Consider the following 21744-nt stretch of genomic DNA (forward strand, 5'->3'; position numbering starts at 1 on the left):
AATACCCCCCCGAGGGGTTTTTTATTTGTTTTTTAACAAAAATAATGTATAGGAGGATAAAATGACATCAAAGGAAATGAAGGAAAAAGAAGCATTTATGGGTATTGCCCTTAAGGAATTTTTAAAAGAGATAAAAAATTTAGGCTTTTCTGGGAGATGTTGGGGGACAAAGAGCAGTATGTTTAGGGGCAGCCATTGCACCTTTGGCTTCAAAGATGAAGCAGCTACTGTGTATATTAAAGATGGAAGAATCCATATTATTGAATACAGGGTATCTAATAAAAAGACAAAACTAGGAGTAAATATCAGAAAAATTCTTGAGTCAAAAAAAATATTTATTACTAAATAATTCTATTAAAAGGCTGGTGAACTAATCAGCCTTTCTAATTTGACAGAATATTTGATAAAAACAATTCTTTGACATAGAATTATACTAAGTATTAATAAAAATATAATTAGAAGCAAAAAGAATGAAACTCAAGTTAACAAAAATATGGCAATTTATGGTTGGATTTTTTGTTTTAATAATAATCGACCCATTTATCCACATATTAGGAGAAAAACTAATTGGATTTTCAGGAATGTTTTTGGCTGCTTTTATTATGGCGGTTTTATTTTTCATCTTAATAATTATGTGGATGAATTTTGTATCTGAAGCAAAAAAAAGGTCAGAGCGATTGAGGGGTGAATATAATGTAGCTATGAATATATCAAATCAAGATATTCGAATTAAAAATTATAACATATGGAAAAAAATTAGTAGTAAAAATAAGTTAATCATATTAATATCTGCTACCATTTTTATCATTATTATTTTATCTGCTTATTATTTTTATGTAAAACCAAGAAATGAGAAAAATATTTATAACGAATGTGTTTATGAGGTAAATAAGAATTCTAATGTCATTAAATTTCCATTAGCTGCTTCTATTCAAAAGCTTCAAATCGATGCTTGTGTGAAAGCGGGAGGTGTAAAAAATTATAGTAAAAATAAAAAAATATTTTTCCCTTTTGATTTAATTAATCCACCATCAGACAATAAAAAATAAATATAATTTTAAAATCATGAAAATATTAATTATTTATTATTCTCGAACAGGAACAACAAAAAAGATAGCTTTGGCGGTAGCTAAAAGAATAGGCGCAGAGGTTGAAGAAATAAAAGATACAATAAATAGGGATGGAATTAAAGGGTATCTTATTTCTGGACGTGATGCTATGCAAAAAAAGCTTACTATTTTAAAGCAATCTTTAAAAAATCCGGCCGAATTTGATCTTGTTATCATAGGAACACCAATTTGGGCCTGGAGTATTTCGGCTCCAGTGAGAACCTATATAACAGAGAAAAAAAATAGTTTTAAAAAAATAGCTATATTTTGTACGATGGGAGGATCGGGAGATGTTAAGGTTTTTTCAGAGATTGCAGAAATTATTGGCTTAAAACCAATTGCTACCTTAGCATTATTAACTAAAGATGTTGCGAGGGACAAATTTATTGAAAAATTAGAAAAATTTATTGCTAAAATTTAAGAAAAGTATTGAATTAAGATATGAAAACCAATATAGAGGTGAATAATATTACGAGCAATTTTGTTCAGATAAGTTTTATAAAATCTGTAGTGAAAAAAACTTTTAGTAGCTTGAATTATGGTTTCCTAAAAAACAAAAATATTATAATAAGTATAGCCATAGTTACGCCTAAAGAAATAAGAAAATTAAATAAGAAGTATAGGAAACGGGATGAAGTGACTGATATTTTGTCTTTTTCTGAATATAAAAACATAGAAAAAATAAAAAGAACCATAAAGGAAAAATCAGACGCAGAGCTATTTTTAGGTGAATTAATTTTGTGCTATGATTATATAAGGAAATATGTTCGTATGAATAATCTAAATTTAAATATGGAATTATCCGATGTTTTATCGCATGGGATATTGCATATTTTAGGCTTTAGACATGGAATAAAAATGTTTACTATACAAAATAAAATTAAAGATAATTTTAAATAATAAAAAATAAAAAATATTATGGAAGAGTGGAATAGGTTCAAAAAAAGCATGAAGCATGCCTTAGATGGATTATTTTACGCTGCTAAAAAAGAAAAAAATTTCCGTATAGAAATTATGGTAGCAGTTTTTGTAATGATCCTCATGTTTGCTCTCAATTTAAAGAGCTGGGAAATTATAGTGCTAATTTTAATGATTATGTGGGTTCTTGTTTTGGAATTAGTAAATACGGTTTTTGAGCGCGTAGTCGACATCTTAAAACCAAGAATCCATCCGTATGCGCGTCTTATAAAAGATCTCATGGCAGCGGTGGTGCTTATATCTTCCATAGTTTCAGTAGTCATTGGTGTAATAATTTTTTATCCTTATTTTAGCAATTTATTTTTTTCATAAACATGGCCAAGCTATTATTTGCTTTGCAATAAAGGTAATATTTATATATAATGAATCGCAGGGCAATATTAATATTAATAAAAGAATATTGTCGCTTAAGCTGTAAAATTACTATTTAGCTTAAAAATTATGTCCAGAGATAGAAATTCTATTATTGTAGGCATTGATATAGGTTCATCTAATATTCGAACTATTATATCCCAGCAATTAAAAGGAGAGGATCAGCTTCGTATTATTGGTGTTGGTTCAATCCCTTCTCTGGGTATGAGGAAAGGAGTCATTATTGATCCAGATGATGTTGCGAAATCAATAAATGAGTCAGTAGAAATGGCCCAAAATATGGCAGGAATTAAAATTAGAAAAGCTATTGTAAACATCGGAGGCTGTGACATTGAATTTCAAGATTCTAAGGGGGTTATTGCTATAGGTAGGGCTGATGGCGAAGTAGTAGAAGATGACATCAATAGAGTTATTTCTGAAGCCCAAAATATTTCATTGCCAATAAACAAGGAAATAGTTCATATAATTCCCCGAAAATATAGGCTTGATGATCAGGATAATATAAAAAATCCATTAGGCATGAAAGGAGTTCGTTTAGAGGTTGATGCTCTAGTTATTGAAAATAGCACTACTAATATAAAGAATATAAGTAAATGTTTATATCAGACAAATATTGAAATAGAGGATGTTATTTTAGAACCTTTATCTGCAGCAAAATCTGTACTTAGCAAGAAACAAAAGGAACTTGGCGTAGTGCTTATCAATATGGGAGGAGGTACAACATCTATGGCTGTATATGAAGAAGGAGATCTTATCCATACTGCAATTTTACCTATAGGAGCAGGACATATAACTAACGATATAGCAATTGGACTAAGAATTCCAATAGATATGGCAGAGAAAATAAAGCTTGAATATGGCAGCGCTGTTACTCGAGATATTAGCAAAAAAGAAGGAATAGATCTTGCACAAATAGGCTCCAATGAAGAAGGTATAATATCGCGTTATCATGTTGCAGAAATTATCGAAGCTAGACTTGAAGAAATATTTTTGTTAATAAAAAAAGAATTAATTTTAATAGGCAGATCAGAACTTCTTCCATCAGGTGCAGTTTTGGTCGGCGGAGGTGCTAAGATGGTACATGTCATAGATTTAGCAAAAGAAAAATTAGGACTTCCAGTCCAGGTAGGATTTCCATCAGGATTTGGAGGAATATTGGACAAAGTAGATGACCCTTCTTTTTCTACGGTGTTAGGTCTTGTTTTGTGGAATCAAGAGCAGAGAGAATATAAAGAAGGTGGATTATCTAATAAATTAAAAAAGCTCGATCCTTTTTCCAGTAAAGGTGGAGAAACTTTTGAAAGAATAAAAAATTTATTTGAAAAATTTCTGCCCTAGAGGCAAGAAGTATTTAAAATTGACTCTTGACATAAAATAGGTAATTGTGATAAATTAAATTACTAAAACAAATATAAAAATATTCCCATTCGTTAGTGTTTTGTGGGTTTTTTGTTAAATTAGCTATTTTAATGGGTAAATAAAAATAAAAGGTTGCATTTTCGGTTAAAAATAACTTTAAATTTATTTTGATTATTGGCTATAAGCCACTGATCACTAAAAAAATATGGCGGAAATAAAACCAGATATTGAAACATTTGCTAGGATAAAAGTTGTAGGAGTTGGAGGATCAGGAAATAACGCTATCAGTAGAATGATTGATTCTAAGATAAAGGGCGTTGAATTTGTTGCAATTAATACTGATGCGCAGGCTTTACATCATTCAAAAGCTTCAGAGAAAGTTCATATTGGGAAAAATCTAACCAAAGGTTTGGGTGCAGGAATGAATCCTGAGATTGGGCGTCAAGCAGCAGAAGAAAATAGAGATGAAATACAAGATGTTCTTAAAGGAGCTGACATGGTTTTTGTGACTTGTGGCTTAGGTGGAGGAACAGGTACTGGTGCAGCGCCTGTTGTTGCAGAAACAGCTAAAGAGCTCGGCGCACTTACTGTAGCAGTTGTAACAAAACCTTTTGCTTTTGAGGGAGCACAGAGGAGAGTTATTGGAGAAGAAGGACTGCAAAATTTAAAAGATAGGGTAGATACTCTTATAACAATTCCAAATGATAAACTACTTTCTATTATTGATCGTAAAACTACCCTGATTAATGCTTTTAGAATAGTGGATGATGTATTAAGACAAGGTGTACAGGGTATTTCAGATCTTATAACTAAGCCAGGAATTGTTAATGTAGATTTCGCTGACGTTCGCGCAATTATGCAAGATTCAGGAAGTGCCTTGATGGGAATTGGAACGGCCAGTGGAGAAAACAGAGCGGCTGAAGCAGCTAGGATGGCAATTAATAGTCCTCTTTTAGAATTGTCTATTGATGGAGCAAAAGGAGTTTTATTTAATATTTCTGGTTCAAGCGATTTAGGAATGCTTGAAATAAATGAGGCTGCAAATATAATAACAGAAAGCATAGATCCTAATGCAAAAGTTATCTTTGGAGCAGTTATTGATGATCAAGTTAAAAAAGGAGAAATCAATGTGACTGTTGTCGCCACAGGTTTTGATGCCGAACAGGCTAGCAGTAAATCTTTGTTTCAGAAGACATTACCAAATCGAACAAACATAGAAACGAATAATAAAAAAGAAGAAACAGGTGAATTTAAAGAAACCGTAACTTTTCCCTCAAAAAATATATTTGAATCAAAAATGATAATTGAAGAGAAAATACAGCCACGTTCAAGCAATTCTCCCGCTGAATCTAAAGAAAATAATAATGAGGATGAATTGGAAATCCCGGCTTTTATAAGAAGAAAAATGGAAAAGTAACTATATACAATAAATATATAAACAGGAGCAATAAACTCCTGTTTTTTATTTATGTTAAATTCATGCCGTTGTGATTTTTACAATAAAAATAAAAAGTAATATGTTTAGACATTATTAATTTACATAAAGGTTGGGTCTTGCATGGATTTTTGACTTGTGGTATAATGAATTAATAGTACACAATATATAGTGTAAAAACTATTAAATCATTAAAATAACTAAATAAACATATGATTTGTCCATTTTGCGGACATAGCGAGACTAAAGTCGTTGATTCCCGCGACACTAATGACGGAAAAGCCATTCGTCGGCGCAGAGAATGCGAAAAATGTGAAACTCGTTTCAGTACCTATGAAGAAATGGAGATTATGAAATTGACTGTCATTAAGCGCGACGGAAGTAAACAAGAATATGATCGTAGTAAGATTGAAATCGGTATTCGTAAATCTATCGAAAAAAGACCAGTCAGTGAAGATAAAATCGAGAAATTGGTTGGTGACATAGAATACGAGATTCAAGCTAAAGAATCAAGTGAAATCACTAGTAAAGAAATAGGTAAGATAGTTCTAGAAAAACTTAAGGAAATAGATGATGTGGCTTATATGCGTTTCGCCAGTGTATATAAAGATTTCAAAAGTGCAGATAGCTTCCGAAAAGAAGCGGAAAAGCTGGAGACTTAAATTTTTATCTTTATAATATAAAAAACAAAAAAATTATTTGTAACCTACATAATTCTTAGGGGAGAAAAATGATATGAAAAAACAAAAAAAAGTAAAAAAAACAAAAGAAGCTGAAATAAAGGTGAAAAAAACAAGAGTGAAGAATCAGATCAAGAAAATTGTAAAGCGCAGTGGAACCGTAGTTTCTTTTGATAAGAAAAAAATCATAATTGCTATAAGTAAAGCTTTTGTCGCAACTGGAGAAGGAAGCGCTAAAGATGCAAAAAAAGTAACAGAAAAAGTTTTACGGCTTTTAAATAAGAATTACAAAAAAGGTTACATTCCCAGCGTGGAACAAGTGCAGGATGTTATAGAAAGGGTTTTAATGGTTCTTGATTTTGAGGAAACTGCAAAAGCTTATATCCTTTACCGCGAACAGCACAGAAAAATCCGTGAAACAGAAGAATCTCTAGATGAAGCCGTAAGTTTGGTAGATAAATATATTCAAGAAATAGACTGGAAAGTCAAAGAAAATGCTAACATGGCTTACTCTCTCCAAGGTCTTAATAATTACATAGCATCCATAGTTAGCAGTAAGTATTGGATGAATCGTGTATATACAAAAGAAATAAGAGAAGCACATGAAGGGGGAGATTTCCATATTCATGATCTGCAACTAATCGCGGCTTATTGCTGTGGCTGGGACCTTCAAGATCTAATCCGTCGTGGTTTTACGGGTGTTCCAGGTAAAGTAGCCTGTAAACCAGCTAAACATTTTGGTAGTCTCTTGGGACAGATGGTTAATTTTATTTATACTCTTCAAGGAGAGGTTGCTGGAGCTCAGGCATTTTCTAATTTTGACACTTTGCTAGCTCCTTTTGTACGTTATGATAAATTGACTTATACAGAAGTCAAGCAACAAATACAGTCTTTTGTGTTCAATATGAATGTTTCTACACGCGTTGGTTTTCAAACTCCTTTTTCAAATATAACTATGGATATTACGCCTCCAAAAACATTAGCTAAAGAAGCTGTAATTATAGGAGGAGTAGCACAAAAAGAAACTTATGCTGATTTTCAGGAAGAGATGAATATGATTAATCGTGCTTTTGCGGAAGTTATGACAGAAGGCGATGCCAGTGGCAGAATTTTTACTTTTCCCATCCCGACATATAACATAGGCAAAAATTTTGATTGGAATGATAATAGATTTGATGCTATTTGGGAAATGACAGCCAAATATGGAATCCCGTATTTTGCGAATTTCGTAAATTCAGACATGGATCCTGATGATGCGCGTTCAATGTGCTGTCGATTAAGATTAGATAACAGAGAGCTTCATAAGCGCGGAGGTGGATTATTCGGTGCTAATCCTCTGACAGGTTCAGTAGGTGTGGTTACTATTAATATGCCGCGCTTAGGATATCTTTCTAAAAACAAAAAAGAATTTTTCAAAAGACTTGATGATCTTATGGATTTAGCAAAAAACAGTCTGGAAACTAAAAGAAAGTTAGTCGAGGGCCTGACAGAAAGAGGTTTATATCCATATACCAAGTTTTATCTTGATGCAATAAAAATGCGTCGTGGCCAATATTGGGCTAATCACTTTTCTACTATTGGTTTGGTAGGCATGAACGAAGCCCTAATGAATTTGATTGGGAAAGATGTAACAACTAAAGATGGCCAGAAATTAGCTGAAGAAATACTTGTGCATATGCGCGAAAGGATTGTTAGCTACCAGGAAGAAACAGGTAATTTATATAATTTAGAAGCAACTCCAGCTGAAGGAACAGCATATCGTTTAGCACGTATAGACAGAGAAAAATATCCGAAAGTTATTTTCGCTAATAATGATGCTGTTAAAAACAATGGGTTGGAACCTTATTATACAAATTCATCACAGCTGCCTGTTCAATTTACAAAAGATATTTTCGAAGCTCTTGATCTGCAGGAAAATTTGCAGACAAAATATACAGGAGGAACAGTTTTGCATGGGTTTTTAGGAGAACGTATTTGGGACATAGGAATGGTAAAAAAACTTGTAAGGAAAATTGCAGAAAACTATGCACTTCCTTACTTTACTTTATCGCCTACTTTCAGCATCTGTCCGGTACACGGTTACCTTCCAGGAGAACAGCCAATTTGTCCTAAATGCGTGGTTGAACAGAAAACAGAAATTTACTCTAGGGTAGTGGGTTATATCCGCCCAGTGCAGCAGTGGAATAAGGGTAAACAAGCCGAATTTAAGGATAGGAAAGAATTTATAGTTACAGAAATAAGCTAAGGGGATATTAATAAAAAATAATAATAAAAAAAATATGAAAAAATATATATGCCATGACTGCGGTCGCATAATAGAAAACAATGAAGAGTATATGCCTTATAAAATTAATAATGAAGTATACAATAAATGCAAGAATTGCCACCAAAAAGATCCAGCTTTGCACAATTTTAGGAAAACAGAAATTTACTCTAGGGTAGTGGGTTATATCCGCCCAGTGCAGCAGTGGAATAAGGGTAAACAAGCCGAATTTAAAGACAGGAAAGAATATGCTGTTGACAATGTGGCCTGTTGTTAGAAATAAAAAGAAAAAAGATAGCGGGGCAATATCTTAGGGGGTATTGCCCTGAATTGACTTTAAATTTTATTTATGAAAATCGGAGGCTATCAAAAATTAACGCTTATTGATTATCCGGGGATTATTGCAACCACCCTCTTTACTGTAGGCTGTAGCTTTCGCTGTCCTTTCTGTCATAATCCTGAATTAGTGCTTAGATCAAATTTTGTTTCAGGTACAGAGAAAAAAGAAAAGGAATTTTTTGAATTTTTGAAAAAAAGAAAAGGAAAAATTGAAGGAGTATGCATTACCGGAGGAGAACCAACAATCCAGCCGGATATTATTGATTTCATAAAAAAAATAAAAGAATTTGGATTCTTAGTTAAATTTGATACTAATGGGACTCGGCCGGATATCCTAAAAAAACTTTTAGACTTGAAGCTTTTGGATTTTGTGGCTATGGATATTAAAAATCAGCTTAAAAAATATGATAAAACAGTAGGAATGAAGGTTGATAAAAAAAGAATAAAACTAAGCGTTAATCTGATATTGAATAGCAGGGTTCCATATGAATTTCGAACTACAGCTGTGCCGGGAATTCACAACGAAGAAGATTTTCTGGAAATTGCCAAATGGATCAAGGGGGCAGAGGCTTATTATTTGCAGGAATACAGGGAAAAAATTATTTTAGATCCGAAATTGAAAAATAAAACTAAAGGTAAAACGCTGGATTTGAAAAAAATAAAAAAATCAATTGAGAAGAATTTCAAGAAAATAGGGATAAGAGAGAATAATTAAATGCATAAAGCATAAAATATTTTATGCTTTAAGATTAGCTATATATCAATGCGTATATACATAAAAGCTTCCCCACGATCCTCCAAGAATGAGGTTGTACAAATTTCCGAAGGGGAATATAAAGTAAAATTGAAAGCTGCGCCGATTAATGGACGGGCTAACCTAATGCTAATAGAAGTTTTGGCTAAATATTTTAAAATTCCGAAAAAAATAATTAAAATTGTCGGAGGGAAAAGTGCAAAAATAAAAATAATTGATATAATTGACGCATGACCAAATCACGCGTCTTTTTTATTGTCCTAATTTCTTTCTTAGTAGGAATTTTTATCCGCTCTTTTTTTGAATTAAATCAAAGTGTATATTTCTTACTGCTGATTTTCTCTATAATATTCTTGGGGGTCTTTTATAAAAATAAAATAATAATCGTAGTTCCCTTTGTTTTATTATTTTTTACGTTTGGAGCCTGGTACACGGATAATAAGCTTAAAAAAATAAATTATTTGCTGCTTGACAATGTTGAATTTTATGGGAAAGGAATTGTTGAAAAAGTTTCTCCGAATACTTTTGGTCATAATTTAATAGTAAAAGTAGAAGATTCGCTTTCTGATAAAGCAGGAATTTCTTTACTAATCCAGATTCCAAAATATCCCGAATATTTCTATGGCGATGAAATGGAAATTTATTGCATTGTCAATAAAATAGAAAATAGAAATAAAGAATTTGACTACAGAATGTACATGGCCAAAGAAGACGTTTTTTATTCTTGTGAAAAAACAAAAATAAAAAAAATAGGTGAAAATAAAGGAAATATTCTTTTGGGCAATATTCTAAAAATAAAAATCCTTTTTGAAAATAATATCCGTGCTGTTATCCCGCAGCCTGAAGGATCTTTAGCAAGCGGACTTTTATTCGGTGGTAGCAGTGAATTGTCTAAGGAAATACAAAATGATTTTTCTCGAACCGGTATGACGCATATCGTGGCTGTTTCTGGATATAACGTTACAATTATCGCAGAGTACTTAATCTTTCTTGGTCTTTGGCTGGGAATGTGGAGAAAAAACGCTGTTTGGCTTGCAATTATTGGAATAATTGTTTTCGTAATTATGATCGGTTTTCCTTCTTCAGCAGTCAGGGCTGGAGTTATGGGAGGCATATTGCTTTGGGCTATGAAAAACGGACGATTAGCTAACTCCCAAAACGCCATTGTTTTTGCGGCAACAGTAATGCTGTTGATTAATCCATTGCTTCTGAGATGGGATATTGGCTTTCAGCTTTCTTTTTTAGCAACTTTAGGAATTGTAGAAACATCCACTTTTTGGGAAAAAAGTTTCATCAAAAAACATAAAGCCTTGGGAATTTCGGAAATAATCGCAATGTCGCTCAGTGCTCAGATTTTTGTTTTGCCAATTATCGCGTATAATTTTCATATAACGTCCCTAATTTCGCTTTTAGCAAATGTTTTGATTTTGCCCATAATTCCACTTTCCATGTTGCTGGTTTTTCTTGCATCTATCTGCGGATTTATTTTCTATGGAGTATCCTTGGTTTTCGCTTGGCTGGCTTTCGTTCCTCTGTTGTATGAAATAAAAATTGTGCAGATATTAGCCGGACTGCCATGGGCAAGCATAAAAATAGAAAAAATTAATATTTGGTGGTTTATAATATATTATTGTTCCTTATTAGGAGGGATATATTATTTAAAAAAACGCACATGCAAAATAACAGAAAAATAATTTATGGAATTATAATTGGGTTGCTTGTATTATTTTTAATTTTAACTGGAATTATTTTTTCAGTGCAAAAAAATAATTTGCAGGTAGTTTTTCTAAATATTGGCCAAGGTGATGCCATTCTGATTTCACAAGGAAAAAATCAAATTCTTATTGACGGTGGTAAAGATGGAAAATTGCTTTTGGAAAAGCTTGGAAAATATATTCCATTTTGGGATCGGAATGTCGAAATGATAGTTGCAACTCATCCAGACCAGGACCATATAGGAGGGCTTATTGAAATTTTGAATTCATATCATGTAGATTTGATTTTTAAGACAAATGCAGAAAGCGAATCAGAGACATATAAAAAACTTGAAGAAGAAATTGCAAAAGAAAAATCGCAAAAAATTGAGGCCAAAAAAGGTATAAGCATAAAATTGTCTGACAGTGTTACTGCCGACGTACTTTTTCCAATTGATTCGCTTACTGATACGATTGATGGAGCCAGCAATGACAACAGCGTTGTAGTTAAATTAACTTACGGCATAAACAAATTTCTTTTTACTGGCGATCTTCCAAATACTCAGGAAACAAAAATTATAAATTCAGGTCAAGATTTAAATGCTCAAGTTTTAAAAGTTTCACATCATGGTTCAAAATATGCAACTGAAAATAATTTTTTGGGTGTTGTAAATCCAGCTGACGCTATTATTTCTGTTGGTAAAAATAATCAATATGGTCATCCGAATCAGGAAGTTTTAAACCGTTTATTGCAGCATAAAATAAAAATTTTCCGGACTGATGAAATAGGGGATATTGTATATAAATGCGCAAATGCGGAAGCGCAATGCATGCAAGTTGCCAACTGATTTTTTTTGTGATAAATTAAATTCTAATAAAGATTAATTTTTTTAAATATGAAAAATCCAGCCATAAAAGAAAGGACATTTGTCATCATAAAACCTGATGGCATACAAAGATCATTAATAGGAGAAATTATAAGAAGAATCGAAAGAACGGGTTTAAAGTTCACAGCTATGAAGCTTGTTGTATTAGATGAAGATAAATTATGGAAACATTACAATAAGAATGATGAATGGTTTGAAAAAAAGGGAGGAAATATAGCTAAAGAAATTGAAGCCAAAAGGCTACCAGTGGAAAAACCAGCCATTGAATATGGCAAGGACATTCTGCGTCATTTAGTAGCTTTTATGACTTCAGGTCCTGTCATAGTAATGATTGTTGAAGGCAATCAAGCGGTTGGAATTGTCAGAAAGATTGTTGGTGGAACAGAACCATTGTCTTCAGATATTGGAACTATTCGTGGAGATTTAACAATAGATTCTTATGCCTTGTCTGGAATTGACGGAAGGGCTGTAAGAAACTTAGTTCATTGTTCAGAAAGTCCAGAAGAAGCAGAAAGAGAAATCGCTCTTTGGTTTAATGAAAATGAAATATTAAAATACAGATTAGTACAGGATCAAATTTTATATGATGTAAATCTGGACGGTATAATTGAATAACTTTGCTTTTAATATAAAAAAGCTCCAATTTATAGGAGCTTTTTTTATTGCTCCAATTCTGATATGCTTTAGGCATAAGCCAGCTTTGCTTTTATTCTCGTGGGCATTGACACGCCGAATCCTAGCTAAAGCTTGGATAAGGCGGGGTGTAGTATACCGGTAGTACGCGTCCATGGGGTGGATGTAGACCGGGTTCAATTCCCGGCATCCCGACATTAAAAATAAAACTATGATTCAGCGCGCAGCAGTTATTGTGATAAAAAACAATAAAATACTTCTCATATATCGAAGAAGAAACAACTCTGAATATTTTGCAGTGCTGGGCGGACATATTGAAAATGGAGAATCTCCGGAAATTGCTGCTATCCGTGAATTGAGAGAAGAAACAAATTTGAATGCTGAAATTGACTATCTTTTTTTGGAAAATGAAGGCAATGGATGGCATAATTATTTTTTCATGGCAAAAAACATAAAAGGCGAGGCTACTTTTGGCGGAGAAGAACTTGAAAGAAATAGCGAAGAAAATCATTATGAATTGAAATGGGTAGAATTATCCAAACTTTCTGAAGCCAATCTTTTACCAGTTGAAGTAAAGCAAAAAATTATCGAAAAATTTATATGACTTTTTTAAAACCTAAAAATAAATATACAATTGTTACTAAAAATATTATTCTTAATAATGAAAAAATTAAGTATACAATTCGCAGGCATAGAAAAGCAATAAGATTAAAAATAGCCATATCTTGTGATGGAAATTGTACAGTAACCTTGCCCTGGCGCTTAGGCTTATGGAATGCAGACGATTTTATCCGGCAAAATTCCAAATGGATTTTAGAGAAAACAGAAAAAATAAAAAAAATCAGCAACAATAACCTGCTTTTTCAGCAAAATAGGAAAGAATATCTTAAACTTAAAGAATATGCTAGAGATTTTGTCATAAAAAAAATCGAGAAACTTAATGAAGTTTATAAATTTGAATATAAAAAAATAATTATCAGAAATCAAAAAACAAGATGGGGGAGCTGTAGTTCCAAGGGAAATTTGAATTTCAATTACAAAATAATATTTTTGCCGGAAGAATGTGTAAATTATATTATTGTTCACGAACTTTGCCATCTTCGGGAATTTAATCATTCTGAAAAATTTTGGAATTTAGTAATGCATAATATTCCAGAATACAAAAAAATAAAAAAGCAAATAAAAGCTCTGCAGAAAGCTTTCTAAAGTTATTGATAATTCGCTTAAGTTATTCATTTTTTAATATAATATATTTATAAAAAATATGCATAAATTATTCTTAGATATTGAAACCTTACCAGCAGATGAAGAAAAAAAAGAAACTTTAAAAATTCTTTTTGACAAAAAGCATGATGAATTTAGCCAGGAAAAATTCGATGACTTTCTGGTCAAGACCAGTTTTGACGGCGCTTATGGTCGCATACTTTGCATTGGCTATGCAGTGGATGATGAAAAGCCTAAGAATTTTTACAATGAAAATAATGAAAAAAAGACATTGCAGGAATTCTGGGATTTAGTGAATGCGCTCAGTATAGCTCCGCGCAACGTACAGTATCCAGATTACGGACTTATTTTTGTCGGTCATAACGTCATGGATTTCGATCTAAGATTTATTTATCAGCGTTCCATAGTTCTCGGAGTAAAGCCGGCTTATGAAATAAATTTTGCGCGATACAGAAATTATCCGATTTTCGATACTATGAAAGAGTGGGTTAAATGGAGCAATAATGGTGTTGGTTTGGAATATTTGGCTTTAGCACTTGGCGTACCCTCACCGAAAGATGGAATTGATGGATCACAAGTTGCTGAATTCTACAAACAAGGAAAAATAAATGATATTCTTGAATATTGTAAAAGAGATGTTGAAACTGCTCGGGAAATATACAAAAAAATGACTTTTGAAAAGACGTCAAAAACATTATTTTGAGAAAATTTGTTATAAAATCATAGATATTTTGTATTATTGTCTGCAAGTATTAAAACTAGAGGAGGTGATATTTATGAAAAAATTAAATGTGTTGGATTGGGTTGCTCTCGTGCTTGTAATTGTAGGGGCTGTGAACTGGGGTTTGTTAGGTTTATTTGGTTTTGACTTAGTGGCCGCCATTTTTGGCAGTATGTCATTATTGTCTAGAATTGTATATGGTCTGGTTGGACTTTCAGGAGTATACTTTATTTTTATAGTGAATATGTTGGGCAAAAAATCTGACTAAATGTTTTTTGGATCCAAAAAAGAAAAATTCCTAAGCTTCTGAGCGAAGGAATTTTTCTTAAAATAATAGAAATATTTATTTGCTTTTACTTTTGGTTTTTATACATTTTGTACAAATTTTTACTTTTTTGCCGTCAATTTTTTTAGTTTGAATATTGATTGCAAATTTTCTTCGGGTAGCTATATTTGAATGGCTTCGTGAATTTCCAAAAGTTGTTCCGCGGCCGCATATATTACATGCTCGACTCATATGTTTTTTTATAATAATAATTTGATTTGTTACGCATTTCATTGTATCATGCACAAAGGGTTTTGGCAAGAGTGGATTTGTATAATTTGAAAGAATATGGATTTAAATTCTATAATATTTATAGGTTTTTACATTGCAATATTAGTGTATTCAATAATAATACACGAAGTTTCTCATGGCTTTGTAGCGCTTTGGCTTGGAGATCCTACTGCAAAATATGCAGGCCGATTAAATTTAAATCCGGTTAAGCATGTAGATATATGGGGATCAATTATTGTTCCTGTAGCGATGTTTGTTATGTCAGGTTTTGCATTCGGATGGGCAAAGCCTGTTCCTTATAATCCATATAACCTTAAAGATCATAAATGGGGGCCACTGGCAGTAGCCTTGGGTGGTCCAGGATCAAATATATTTATTGCTCTTGTTGCTGCTATTGCAGCTAAGATTATTTTTATTCCCATGGCAGTAAAAACAGCCATAATTAACGGAGTAAAAACTGCCTCATGGGAACAAATATCTGCTATAGTTTCAGGATCATTTGGTTCAATATTTTTCGCTTTTTTAATGATTGTAATTTTTTGGAATGTGCTTCTAGCCTTTTTTAATCTCATCCCCTTTCCGCCACTGGATGGTTCTAAACTGCTTTTTACTATTTTTTCATTTAAGACAGAAACTATAATGATGATGGAGCAATACGGTTTTATGTTGTTAATTTTGTGCGTTATAATTTTTTCAGCGCCTTTAGGTTATTTTATTAATACTATGTTGAATATATTTTTCGGTATAGCAATATAAATATAAAAATAGTACATTAAAAAGGAGGGAAGGAGTGATGCGAAACAAAGAAATGGTTGTTGTTTTTCCTATAATTGATTTTGTATCCGAAAAATTTGTGTTGCTCGGAGAAAGACAAAAAGATCCATGGAAAAATCTATTTTCCGGTTTCGGAGGAAATATGGAAGAAGGTGATGAGAATCCTTGCCAAAGACAGATTCTTGAACTTGAACAGGAAGCAGTAATAATAGCTAAAGAAACGGATCTTATAAAGAAAGCTAAATTTTTTATTGATATAAAAGGAAAAGAACCAAAAACACTTCATGTCTATACCATTGATAAATTTTCAGGAGGAGGTAAGTGCACTGAAGAAATGCACCCAAAATGGTTTTCCTTTAGGAATCTTCCTATTCATAAAATGATCAAAGGGGATGAGTTTTGGGTTCCTGGGATTCTTGCTGGAGAATATTTGACCGGAACAATATTTCGGGATGAAAATCTTAATTTTCTCGATATTAAAGTTAAATTCGCCAGTCCTCGCTTTCTTCGTTAATTTAAATAATTAATAGGGATGTCTTTTAAGTGGGCATCCCGTTTTATTTTAATATTGACACGTTTTAAAATATCGTTTATTATAATTTTGCTATTCAAAAAGCCGTTTTTATATAAGACGAAGATGCTACTTGTAGCACCTAGGTTTTAATTTTTAAACTTTAAGTTTTTGATTTTTTAGAATATGCCAACAATAAATCAGTTAATGAAGAAAAAAAGGAAATCTACATCCAAAAAAACAAAATCACCTGCTATAATGATGACTTTTAACACGCTTAAAAATAAACCAAAAAAAACAGTCAATCCTTTTAAGCGCGGAGTTTGCATTAAGGTTGGTACTACAACACCTAAAAAGCCAAATTCAGCGCTTCGAAAAATAGCTCGCGTAAAACTTACAAATGGCATGGAAGTAACAGCATACATTCCAGGAATTGGACATAATCTCCAAGAGCATTCAATTGTTATGATTCGAGGAGGACGCGTTAAAGATCTTTCTGGAGTGCGTTATCATATTGTTCGCGGAGTACTTGATAGTGCCGGAACAGATAAAAGAAACAGAAGCCGTAGTAAATATGGAACTAAAAAACCAAAAATAAAAGCTGAATAATATTTTAATTTAAGAAGAAAATGGCAAGAAGAAAAAGAACATTTCAGAAAAAGTGGAAAGCGGACTCAAGATATGGAAATATTTTAGTGGGTCGTTTTATAGGCAATTTAGTGAAAAATGGAAAGCGTAATATTGCTGAAAAAATTATTTACGATTGCTTTGATATTATTCATGATCGAACTAAAAAGGGCGGACTTAATATTTTTGAACAGGCAATTAAAAACGTTTCGCCACTTTTAGAGCTTAAATCAAAAAGAATAGGAGGAGCAAATTATCAAGTGCCAATACAGGTTAGCGGAGAAAGAAGGCAAACTCTTGCAATTCGCTGGATATTGACTGCTGTACGTTCACGTAAAGGTAAAAAAATGGCAGAAAAATTGGCTGATGAACTTATTGATGCATCAAATAAAGTTGGAAGTGCAATAAAAAAGCGTGACGATACGCACAGAATGGCTGAAGCCAACAAAGCTTTTGCTCATTTTGCATAATTTTTATACAAGAACTTTTTTAATATAAAAGTAAAAGTTAATTAAGTATGGCCAAGGACATTTCTAAACTGAGAAATATAGGTATTATAGCTCACATAGACGGCGGGAAAACAACAACCACAGAGCGTATTTTATTTTATACTGGAATTACTCATAAAATCGGAGAAGTACATGAGGGTGAAGCAACAATGGACTGGATGGAACAGGAACGCGAACGTGGAATTACAATTACCAGTGCGGCTACGACTTGTTTCTGGAAAGAGCATCAAATTAATATAATTGATACTCCCGGACATGTGGATTTTACAGTTGAAGTAGAAAGATCGCTGCGGGTGCTTGATGGCGCAGTGGTTATTTTTGACGGAAAAGAAGGAGTAGAACCACAATCTGAAACTGTTTGGCGCCAAGCTGACAAATATCATGTCCCGCGCATGTGTTTCGTAAATAAGATTGATAAGGAAGGGGCTGATTTTAATTTTGTCATGAAATCAATCTGGAATCGTTTGACTCCGAATGCAGTAGCCATTCAAATTCCGATCGGAGAAAGAAGTGAATTTAGTGGTGTTGTTGATCTTATCAAAATGAAATCCTACACATTCGAAGGTAATATGGGAGAAAAAGTTGTAGAGAATGAAGTTCCAGCAGAGCTTTTGGAAAAAGCCAAAGAAATGCGAGAAAAGATGATTGAAAAAATTTCAGAAACAGATGATGCGCTAACTGAAAAATATCTGAATGGAGAAGAAATTTCTATTGAAGAACTCAAGACGGCGCTTCGCAAAGCGGTTATTGACGTAAAAATTGTACCTGTGCTTACAGGAACAGCTCTTCGTAACAAGGGGGTTCAGTTAGTTCTAGATGCAGTTGTAGAATATTTGCCATCACCTATTGATATTCCTCCAGTTAAGGGGAATAGTCCGAAAGATGGAATAGAAATTGAAAGAAAAGCCGATAACAGTGAACCATTTTCAGCTTTAGCTTTTAAAATTGCTACAGATCCTTTCGTGGGTCAGCTGACTTTCTTCCGTGTTTATTCAGGAACATTAAAGGCTGGGTCATATGTTATAAATTCAACCAAAGGAGAAAAAGAAAGGATCGGACGCATACTGCAGATGCATGCTAATCACCGCGAAGAAATTCAGGAAATTTCTGCGGGTGGAATCGGCGCGCTTGTTGGACTCAAAAATACGACAACCGGAGATACTCTTTGCGATGAACAAAACCAGATTATATTGGAAAATATTACTTTTCCAGAACCAGTTATTGATATTGCTGTTGAACCAAAAACTAAAGCTGATCAGGAGAAAATGGGAATGGCTCTCAGAAAATTGGCCGGTGAAGATCCAACCCTACGTCTTAGAACTGATGAAGAAAGCGGACAGACAATTATCTCTGGAATGGGAGAACTTCACCTAGATATCATTATTGATCGCATGAAACGGGAATTTAATGTTGAAGCCAATATCGGTCAGCCGCAAGTTGCTTATAGGGAAACGATTAAAACAGAAGCGCAGGCGGAAGGAAAATATATTCGTCAATCTGGAGGACGTGGACAATATGGTCATTGCTGGCTAAAAGTTGAACCGCAAGAACCAGGTAAGGGTTATGAATTTGTTGATGAAATCAAAGGTGGAGTTATTCCCCAAGAATATATTAAGCCAGTTAATGCTGGAGTTAAAGAAGCTTTAGAAAATGGAGTCTTAGCTGGTTATCCAATGGTAGATGTTAAAGTTACATTATATGACGGATCTTTCCATGAAGTCGATTCTTCTGAAGCAGCTTTTAAAATTGCTGGGTCTATGGCTGTGCAAGAAGCTGTAAAAAGAGCTAATCCAGTTATCTTAGAGCCAATTATGAAAGTTGTAGTTACAACGCCAGAACAATTCATGGGAGATGTAGTAGGAGACATAAACTCACGAAGGGGAATGATAAAAGAGATCAATGATCGTGGAGAAGGTAATGCGAGAGTTAAAGAAATTGAATCAGAGGTTCCATTGGCAAATATGTTTGGATATGCAACACAAATGAGAAGCATGACTCAGGGACGAGCCAGTTACTACATGGAATTTTCACGCTACAGTGAAGTCCCAAAAAATGTAGCTGAGGGGATAATCACGAAGAAATAAACTTAAATATTTCATAAAAGCAACTTCACATGAGGTTGTTTTTTAAAGTAAAAAATCATGACTTTTTGAATATAGAAAAAGGAACACAATTATTTGTGCTCCTTTTTAATTTTGTTCTTTATAAGTATTTAACAATAAAGCCTTTTTTATCACTTGGGAAATGGGTGATAAATCGCTTTGCTTACAAGCCATCCCTGACCATAGCTTGTTTCACTTAAATAACCTTTATGACCAAATTTTTTTGCTACATGAGAAGCTAGTGCCGGAACGAGGTCAAGATGTGATATTCCGAGAAGAATAGTATTTTCACGAAGATTTTCGTCCAGAAGTTTTTTGACCTCATCAATATTTGGGAAATGGCCATTGTCTTCCCAGAGGCACTCTTTAAAAATTACCATTGCAGCAGGAATACCCAGTTCTTCTGCAATAAGTTGCCCTCCCTGTTGGGCTCTTGGCGCCGTTGAACAAATAAGGGTCACAGGAAAATTATTAACATTCATTTCTTTTATTTGCTGAGCAACTTTTATCATCTGTTCCCGACCCCTTTCACTTAAATTTCTACTGTCATCATAACTCCCATGTCGTATTGCTATAAAAACAGTATCGCTTTTTTCCATAAAACCCTCCTTTATTTTTTTTGGTACTATAATAAGTAAAATAAAATATTTTGTTAATGTCAAATAGGTATGTGTAAAGATATTACTAAAGCAATTGTTCTAAAAATAGCACGTACCAATGTAAACATAAAAAAGGCTTTTTTAAGGCAAAAACAAATATTATGAAAAGCAGGGCTTTAAATGCAGCTTTTTCTCTTGACAAGATTTTATAGTAGTGTAGAATGAATCATGTATCGAATTTTCCTTAAAAGGAATTTTTGTGTTTGCTTAAAAAAGAAATTTATTATATAGTAAATAAATAAAATTTAAAATAAATTATCTTAATTAATTACGCAACGTGAGGGCTATTAAAACCCTAAGCGTTAGCGAAAAAAATATTATGGCAGCAGAAAAATTTGATCGCTCAAAACCTCATGTAAATGTGGGGACAATCGGACATGTTGACCACGGAAAGACTACTCTTACCGCGGCCATTCTTCATTGTCTGAGTTTAAAAGGTTTTGCCAAGGAAAAAAATGTTAATGAAATTGATAACGCTCCTGAAGAAAGGGAACGTGGAATTACTATTGCTACATCCCACTGCGAATACGAATCTGATAAACGTCATTATGCTCATGTAGACTGTCCTGGGCATGCAGACTATATTAAAAATATGATTACCGGAGCAGCTCAAATGGATGGTGCTATTCTCGTAGTTAGCGCAACTGATGGACCTATGCCTCAGACGAGAGAGCATATTTTACTTGCTCGCCAAGTAGGTGTGCCTGCAATTGTTGTTTTTATAAATAAAGTTGATATGGTAGATGATCCTGAGTTAGTTGATTTAGTTGAAGCAGAAATTCGTGAACTTCTAACTAAACAGGAATTTGACGGGGAAAATGCTGCTATTATACGTGGTTCAGCTATTAAAGCTCTTGAAACTAAATCAGTTGATGACGCTGATGCTAAGCCAATATTTGACCTAATTGATGCTTTAGATGCGCAAATACCAGATCCTGTTCGCGATACTGAGAAACCATTTTTGATGCCCATTGAAGATATTTTCTCAATTGAAGGTCGCGGAACAGTAGTAACAGGAAGAATTGAACGTGGTACAATAAATATAAATGAAGAAGTTGAAATCGTTGGTCTTAAACCAAGCGCTAAAACAGTTGTGACTGGAATAGAAATGTTTAATAAATCACTTGATAAAGGACAGGCTGGAGACAACGCCGGACTTTTACTAAGGGGGATCAAAAAAGAAGATATTGAGCGTGGACAAGTTCTTGCAAAACCAGGTTCGATTACTCCTCATTCTGAGTTTGAAGGAGAAGTATATATTCTTACAAAAGAAGAAGGCGGAAGGCATACTCCATTTTTCAAGGGCTATAAACCTCAATTTTATGTTAGAACGACTGATGTGACTGGGGAGGTCATTTTGCCAGAAGGAACTGAGATGGTTATGCCTGGAGACACTATTCATTTAACTATAAAATTGATTTCTCCTGTGGCTATGGAAGAAGGAATGCGCTTCGCGATTCGTGAGGGAGGAAAAACAGTTGGAGCTGGTGCAACGACAAAAATTATCAAATAGTTTTGGATAAACCAAGCAGACATAATTAAAATTGTGTCTGCGAAT

General features: G+C 33.4%; 27 protein-coding genes and 1 tRNA gene. 26 read left to right on the plus strand and 2 right to left on the minus strand.

Annotated elements, in window-relative coordinates:
• The first annotated feature begins 61 nt into the window (after positions 1-61).
• The 20 genes from PLR68_03060 (at position 62) to PLR68_03155 (ending at position 14716) form a co-directional block, all read left to right on the plus strand.
• On the plus strand, positions 62-349 hold the full coding sequence (locus tag PLR68_03060; GenBank protein HOW60699.1) for a hypothetical protein: 288 nt from the start codon (positions 62-64) through the stop codon (positions 347-349).
• Between the two features lie 121 nt (positions 350-470).
• Positions 471-1049: a hypothetical protein gene (locus PLR68_03065; protein ID HOW60700.1), complete on the plus strand. Its 579-nt coding sequence runs from the start codon at positions 471-473 to the stop codon at positions 1047-1049.
• A gap of 16 nt (positions 1050-1065) precedes the next feature.
• Entirely contained in the window at positions 1066-1530 is a 465-nt protein-coding gene (locus PLR68_03070) for a flavodoxin (GenBank protein HOW60701.1), read from the plus strand.
• Positions 1531-1550: 20 nt separating this feature from the next.
• On the plus strand, positions 1551-2009 hold the full coding sequence (ybeY, locus tag PLR68_03075) for an rRNA maturation RNase YbeY (GenBank protein HOW60702.1): 459 nt from the start codon (positions 1551-1553) through the stop codon (positions 2007-2009).
• An 18-nt stretch (positions 2010-2027) separates the two neighbouring features.
• Positions 2028-2399 (plus strand): diacylglycerol kinase, encoded by a 372-nt coding sequence (locus tag PLR68_03080; protein HOW60703.1) that lies wholly within the window; start codon positions 2028-2030, stop codon positions 2397-2399.
• A gap of 129 nt (positions 2400-2528) precedes the next feature.
• Positions 2529-3797, plus strand: a complete 1269-nt coding sequence (ftsA, locus tag PLR68_03085) for a cell division protein FtsA (GenBank protein ID HOW60704.1) — start codon at positions 2529-2531, stop codon at positions 3795-3797.
• A 226-nt stretch (positions 3798-4023) separates the two neighbouring features.
• Entirely contained in the window at positions 4024-5235 is a 1212-nt protein-coding gene (gene ftsZ, locus PLR68_03090) for a cell division protein FtsZ (protein HOW60705.1), read from the plus strand.
• 230 nt (positions 5236-5465) lie between these two features.
• Positions 5466-5915: a transcriptional regulator NrdR gene (nrdR, locus tag PLR68_03095; GenBank protein HOW60706.1), complete on the plus strand. Its 450-nt coding sequence runs from the start codon at positions 5466-5468 to the stop codon at positions 5913-5915.
• 73 nt (positions 5916-5988) lie between these two features.
• Entirely contained in the window at positions 5989-8178 is a 2190-nt protein-coding gene (locus tag PLR68_03100) for a ribonucleoside triphosphate reductase (protein HOW60707.1), read from the plus strand.
• 34 nt (positions 8179-8212) lie between these two features.
• The gene (gene nrdD, locus PLR68_03105) at positions 8213-8473 is read left to right on the plus strand and encodes an anaerobic ribonucleoside-triphosphate reductase (protein ID HOW60708.1); all 261 of its coding nucleotides are present in this window, start codon (positions 8213-8215) and stop codon (positions 8471-8473) included.
• 72 nt (positions 8474-8545) lie between these two features.
• Entirely contained in the window at positions 8546-9250 is a 705-nt protein-coding gene (locus PLR68_03110) for an anaerobic ribonucleoside-triphosphate reductase activating protein (protein ID HOW60709.1), read from the plus strand.
• Between the two features lie 48 nt (positions 9251-9298).
• Complete coding sequence (locus tag PLR68_03115; protein HOW60710.1) at positions 9299-9523, plus strand: DUF167 domain-containing protein; 225 nt, start codon at positions 9299-9301, stop codon at positions 9521-9523.
• On the plus strand, positions 9520-10983 hold the full coding sequence (locus tag PLR68_03120) for a ComEC/Rec2 family competence protein (GenBank protein ID HOW60711.1): 1464 nt from the start codon (positions 9520-9522) through the stop codon (positions 10981-10983). Before PLR68_03115 ends, PLR68_03120 begins: the two co-directional genes overlap by 4 nt.
• A complete protein-coding gene (locus PLR68_03125; GenBank protein ID HOW60712.1) occupies positions 10962-11831 on the plus strand; it encodes a ComEC/Rec2 family competence protein in 870 nt (289 codons plus the stop codon). The genes PLR68_03120 and PLR68_03125 overlap by 22 nt, the downstream gene beginning before the upstream one ends.
• Positions 11832-11879: 48 nt before the next feature.
• Positions 11880-12485, plus strand: coding sequence for a nucleoside-diphosphate kinase (locus tag PLR68_03130; GenBank protein HOW60713.1), 606 nt, complete (start codon positions 11880-11882; stop codon positions 12483-12485).
• Positions 12486-12627: 142 nt separating this feature from the next.
• Positions 12628-12698, plus strand: a tRNA-Pro gene (locus PLR68_03135).
• 16 nt (positions 12699-12714) lie between these two features.
• Positions 12715-13107, plus strand: a complete 393-nt coding sequence (locus PLR68_03140) for an NUDIX domain-containing protein (protein HOW60714.1) — start codon at positions 12715-12717, stop codon at positions 13105-13107.
• Positions 13104-13709: a M48 family metallopeptidase gene (locus tag PLR68_03145; GenBank protein HOW60715.1), complete on the plus strand. Its 606-nt coding sequence runs from the start codon at positions 13104-13106 to the stop codon at positions 13707-13709. Before PLR68_03140 ends, PLR68_03145 begins: the two co-directional genes overlap by 4 nt.
• 58 nt (positions 13710-13767) lie before the next feature.
• On the plus strand, positions 13768-14430 hold the full coding sequence (locus PLR68_03150; protein HOW60716.1) for a ribonuclease H-like domain-containing protein: 663 nt from the start codon (positions 13768-13770) through the stop codon (positions 14428-14430).
• 73 nt (positions 14431-14503) lie between these two features.
• A complete protein-coding gene (locus PLR68_03155) occupies positions 14504-14716 on the plus strand; it encodes a DUF378 domain-containing protein (protein HOW60717.1) in 213 nt (70 codons plus the stop codon).
• Between the two features lie 75 nt (positions 14717-14791).
• Here the strand turns inward: PLR68_03155 and rpmB are convergent, their stop codons facing one another.
• Positions 14792-14965 carry a 50S ribosomal protein L28 gene (rpmB, locus tag PLR68_03160; GenBank protein ID HOW60718.1) on the minus strand — a complete coding sequence of 58 codons (174 nt, stop codon included), beginning with the start codon at positions 14963-14965 and terminating at the stop codon, positions 14792-14794.
• Positions 14966-15061: 96 nt separating this feature from the next.
• On the opposite strand from rpmB, the gene PLR68_03165 reads away from it, so the two are divergent.
• From PLR68_03165 to fusA, 5 genes are all read left to right on the plus strand, one after another.
• Positions 15062-15760, plus strand: coding sequence for a site-2 protease family protein (locus tag PLR68_03165; GenBank protein ID HOW60719.1), 699 nt, complete (start codon positions 15062-15064; stop codon positions 15758-15760).
• 37 nt (positions 15761-15797) lie between these two features.
• Positions 15798-16292 carry a hypothetical protein gene (locus PLR68_03170; protein HOW60720.1) on the plus strand — a complete coding sequence of 165 codons (495 nt, stop codon included), beginning with the start codon at positions 15798-15800 and terminating at the stop codon, positions 16290-16292.
• 183 nt (positions 16293-16475) lie between these two features.
• Positions 16476-16898, plus strand: a complete 423-nt coding sequence (gene rpsL, locus PLR68_03175; protein HOW60721.1) for a 30S ribosomal protein S12 — start codon at positions 16476-16478, stop codon at positions 16896-16898.
• 20 nt (positions 16899-16918) lie between these two features.
• Entirely contained in the window at positions 16919-17386 is a 468-nt protein-coding gene (gene rpsG / locus PLR68_03180) for a 30S ribosomal protein S7 (GenBank protein ID HOW60722.1), read from the plus strand.
• A gap of 47 nt (positions 17387-17433) precedes the next feature.
• The gene (fusA, locus tag PLR68_03185; protein ID HOW60723.1) at positions 17434-19509 is read left to right on the plus strand and encodes an elongation factor G; all 2076 of its coding nucleotides are present in this window, start codon (positions 17434-17436) and stop codon (positions 19507-19509) included.
• Positions 19510-19658: 149 nt separating this feature from the next.
• On the opposite strand, the gene PLR68_03190 is transcribed toward fusA, so the two are convergent.
• Positions 19659-20126 (minus strand): histidine phosphatase family protein, encoded by a 468-nt coding sequence (locus PLR68_03190; protein HOW60724.1) that lies wholly within the window; start codon positions 20124-20126, stop codon positions 19659-19661.
• A gap of 379 nt (positions 20127-20505) precedes the next feature.
• On the opposite strand from PLR68_03190, the gene tuf reads away from it, so the two are divergent.
• Entirely contained in the window at positions 20506-21699 is a 1194-nt protein-coding gene (gene tuf, locus PLR68_03195) for an elongation factor Tu (GenBank protein ID HOW60725.1), read from the plus strand.
• Positions 21700-21744 lie beyond the last annotated feature (45 nt).

The sequence above is a fragment of the Candidatus Moraniibacteriota bacterium genome, assembly GCA_035390125.1.
Classification (GTDB): Bacteria; Patescibacteriota; Minisyncoccia; order Moranbacterales; family GWC2-37-73; genus DAOOTD01.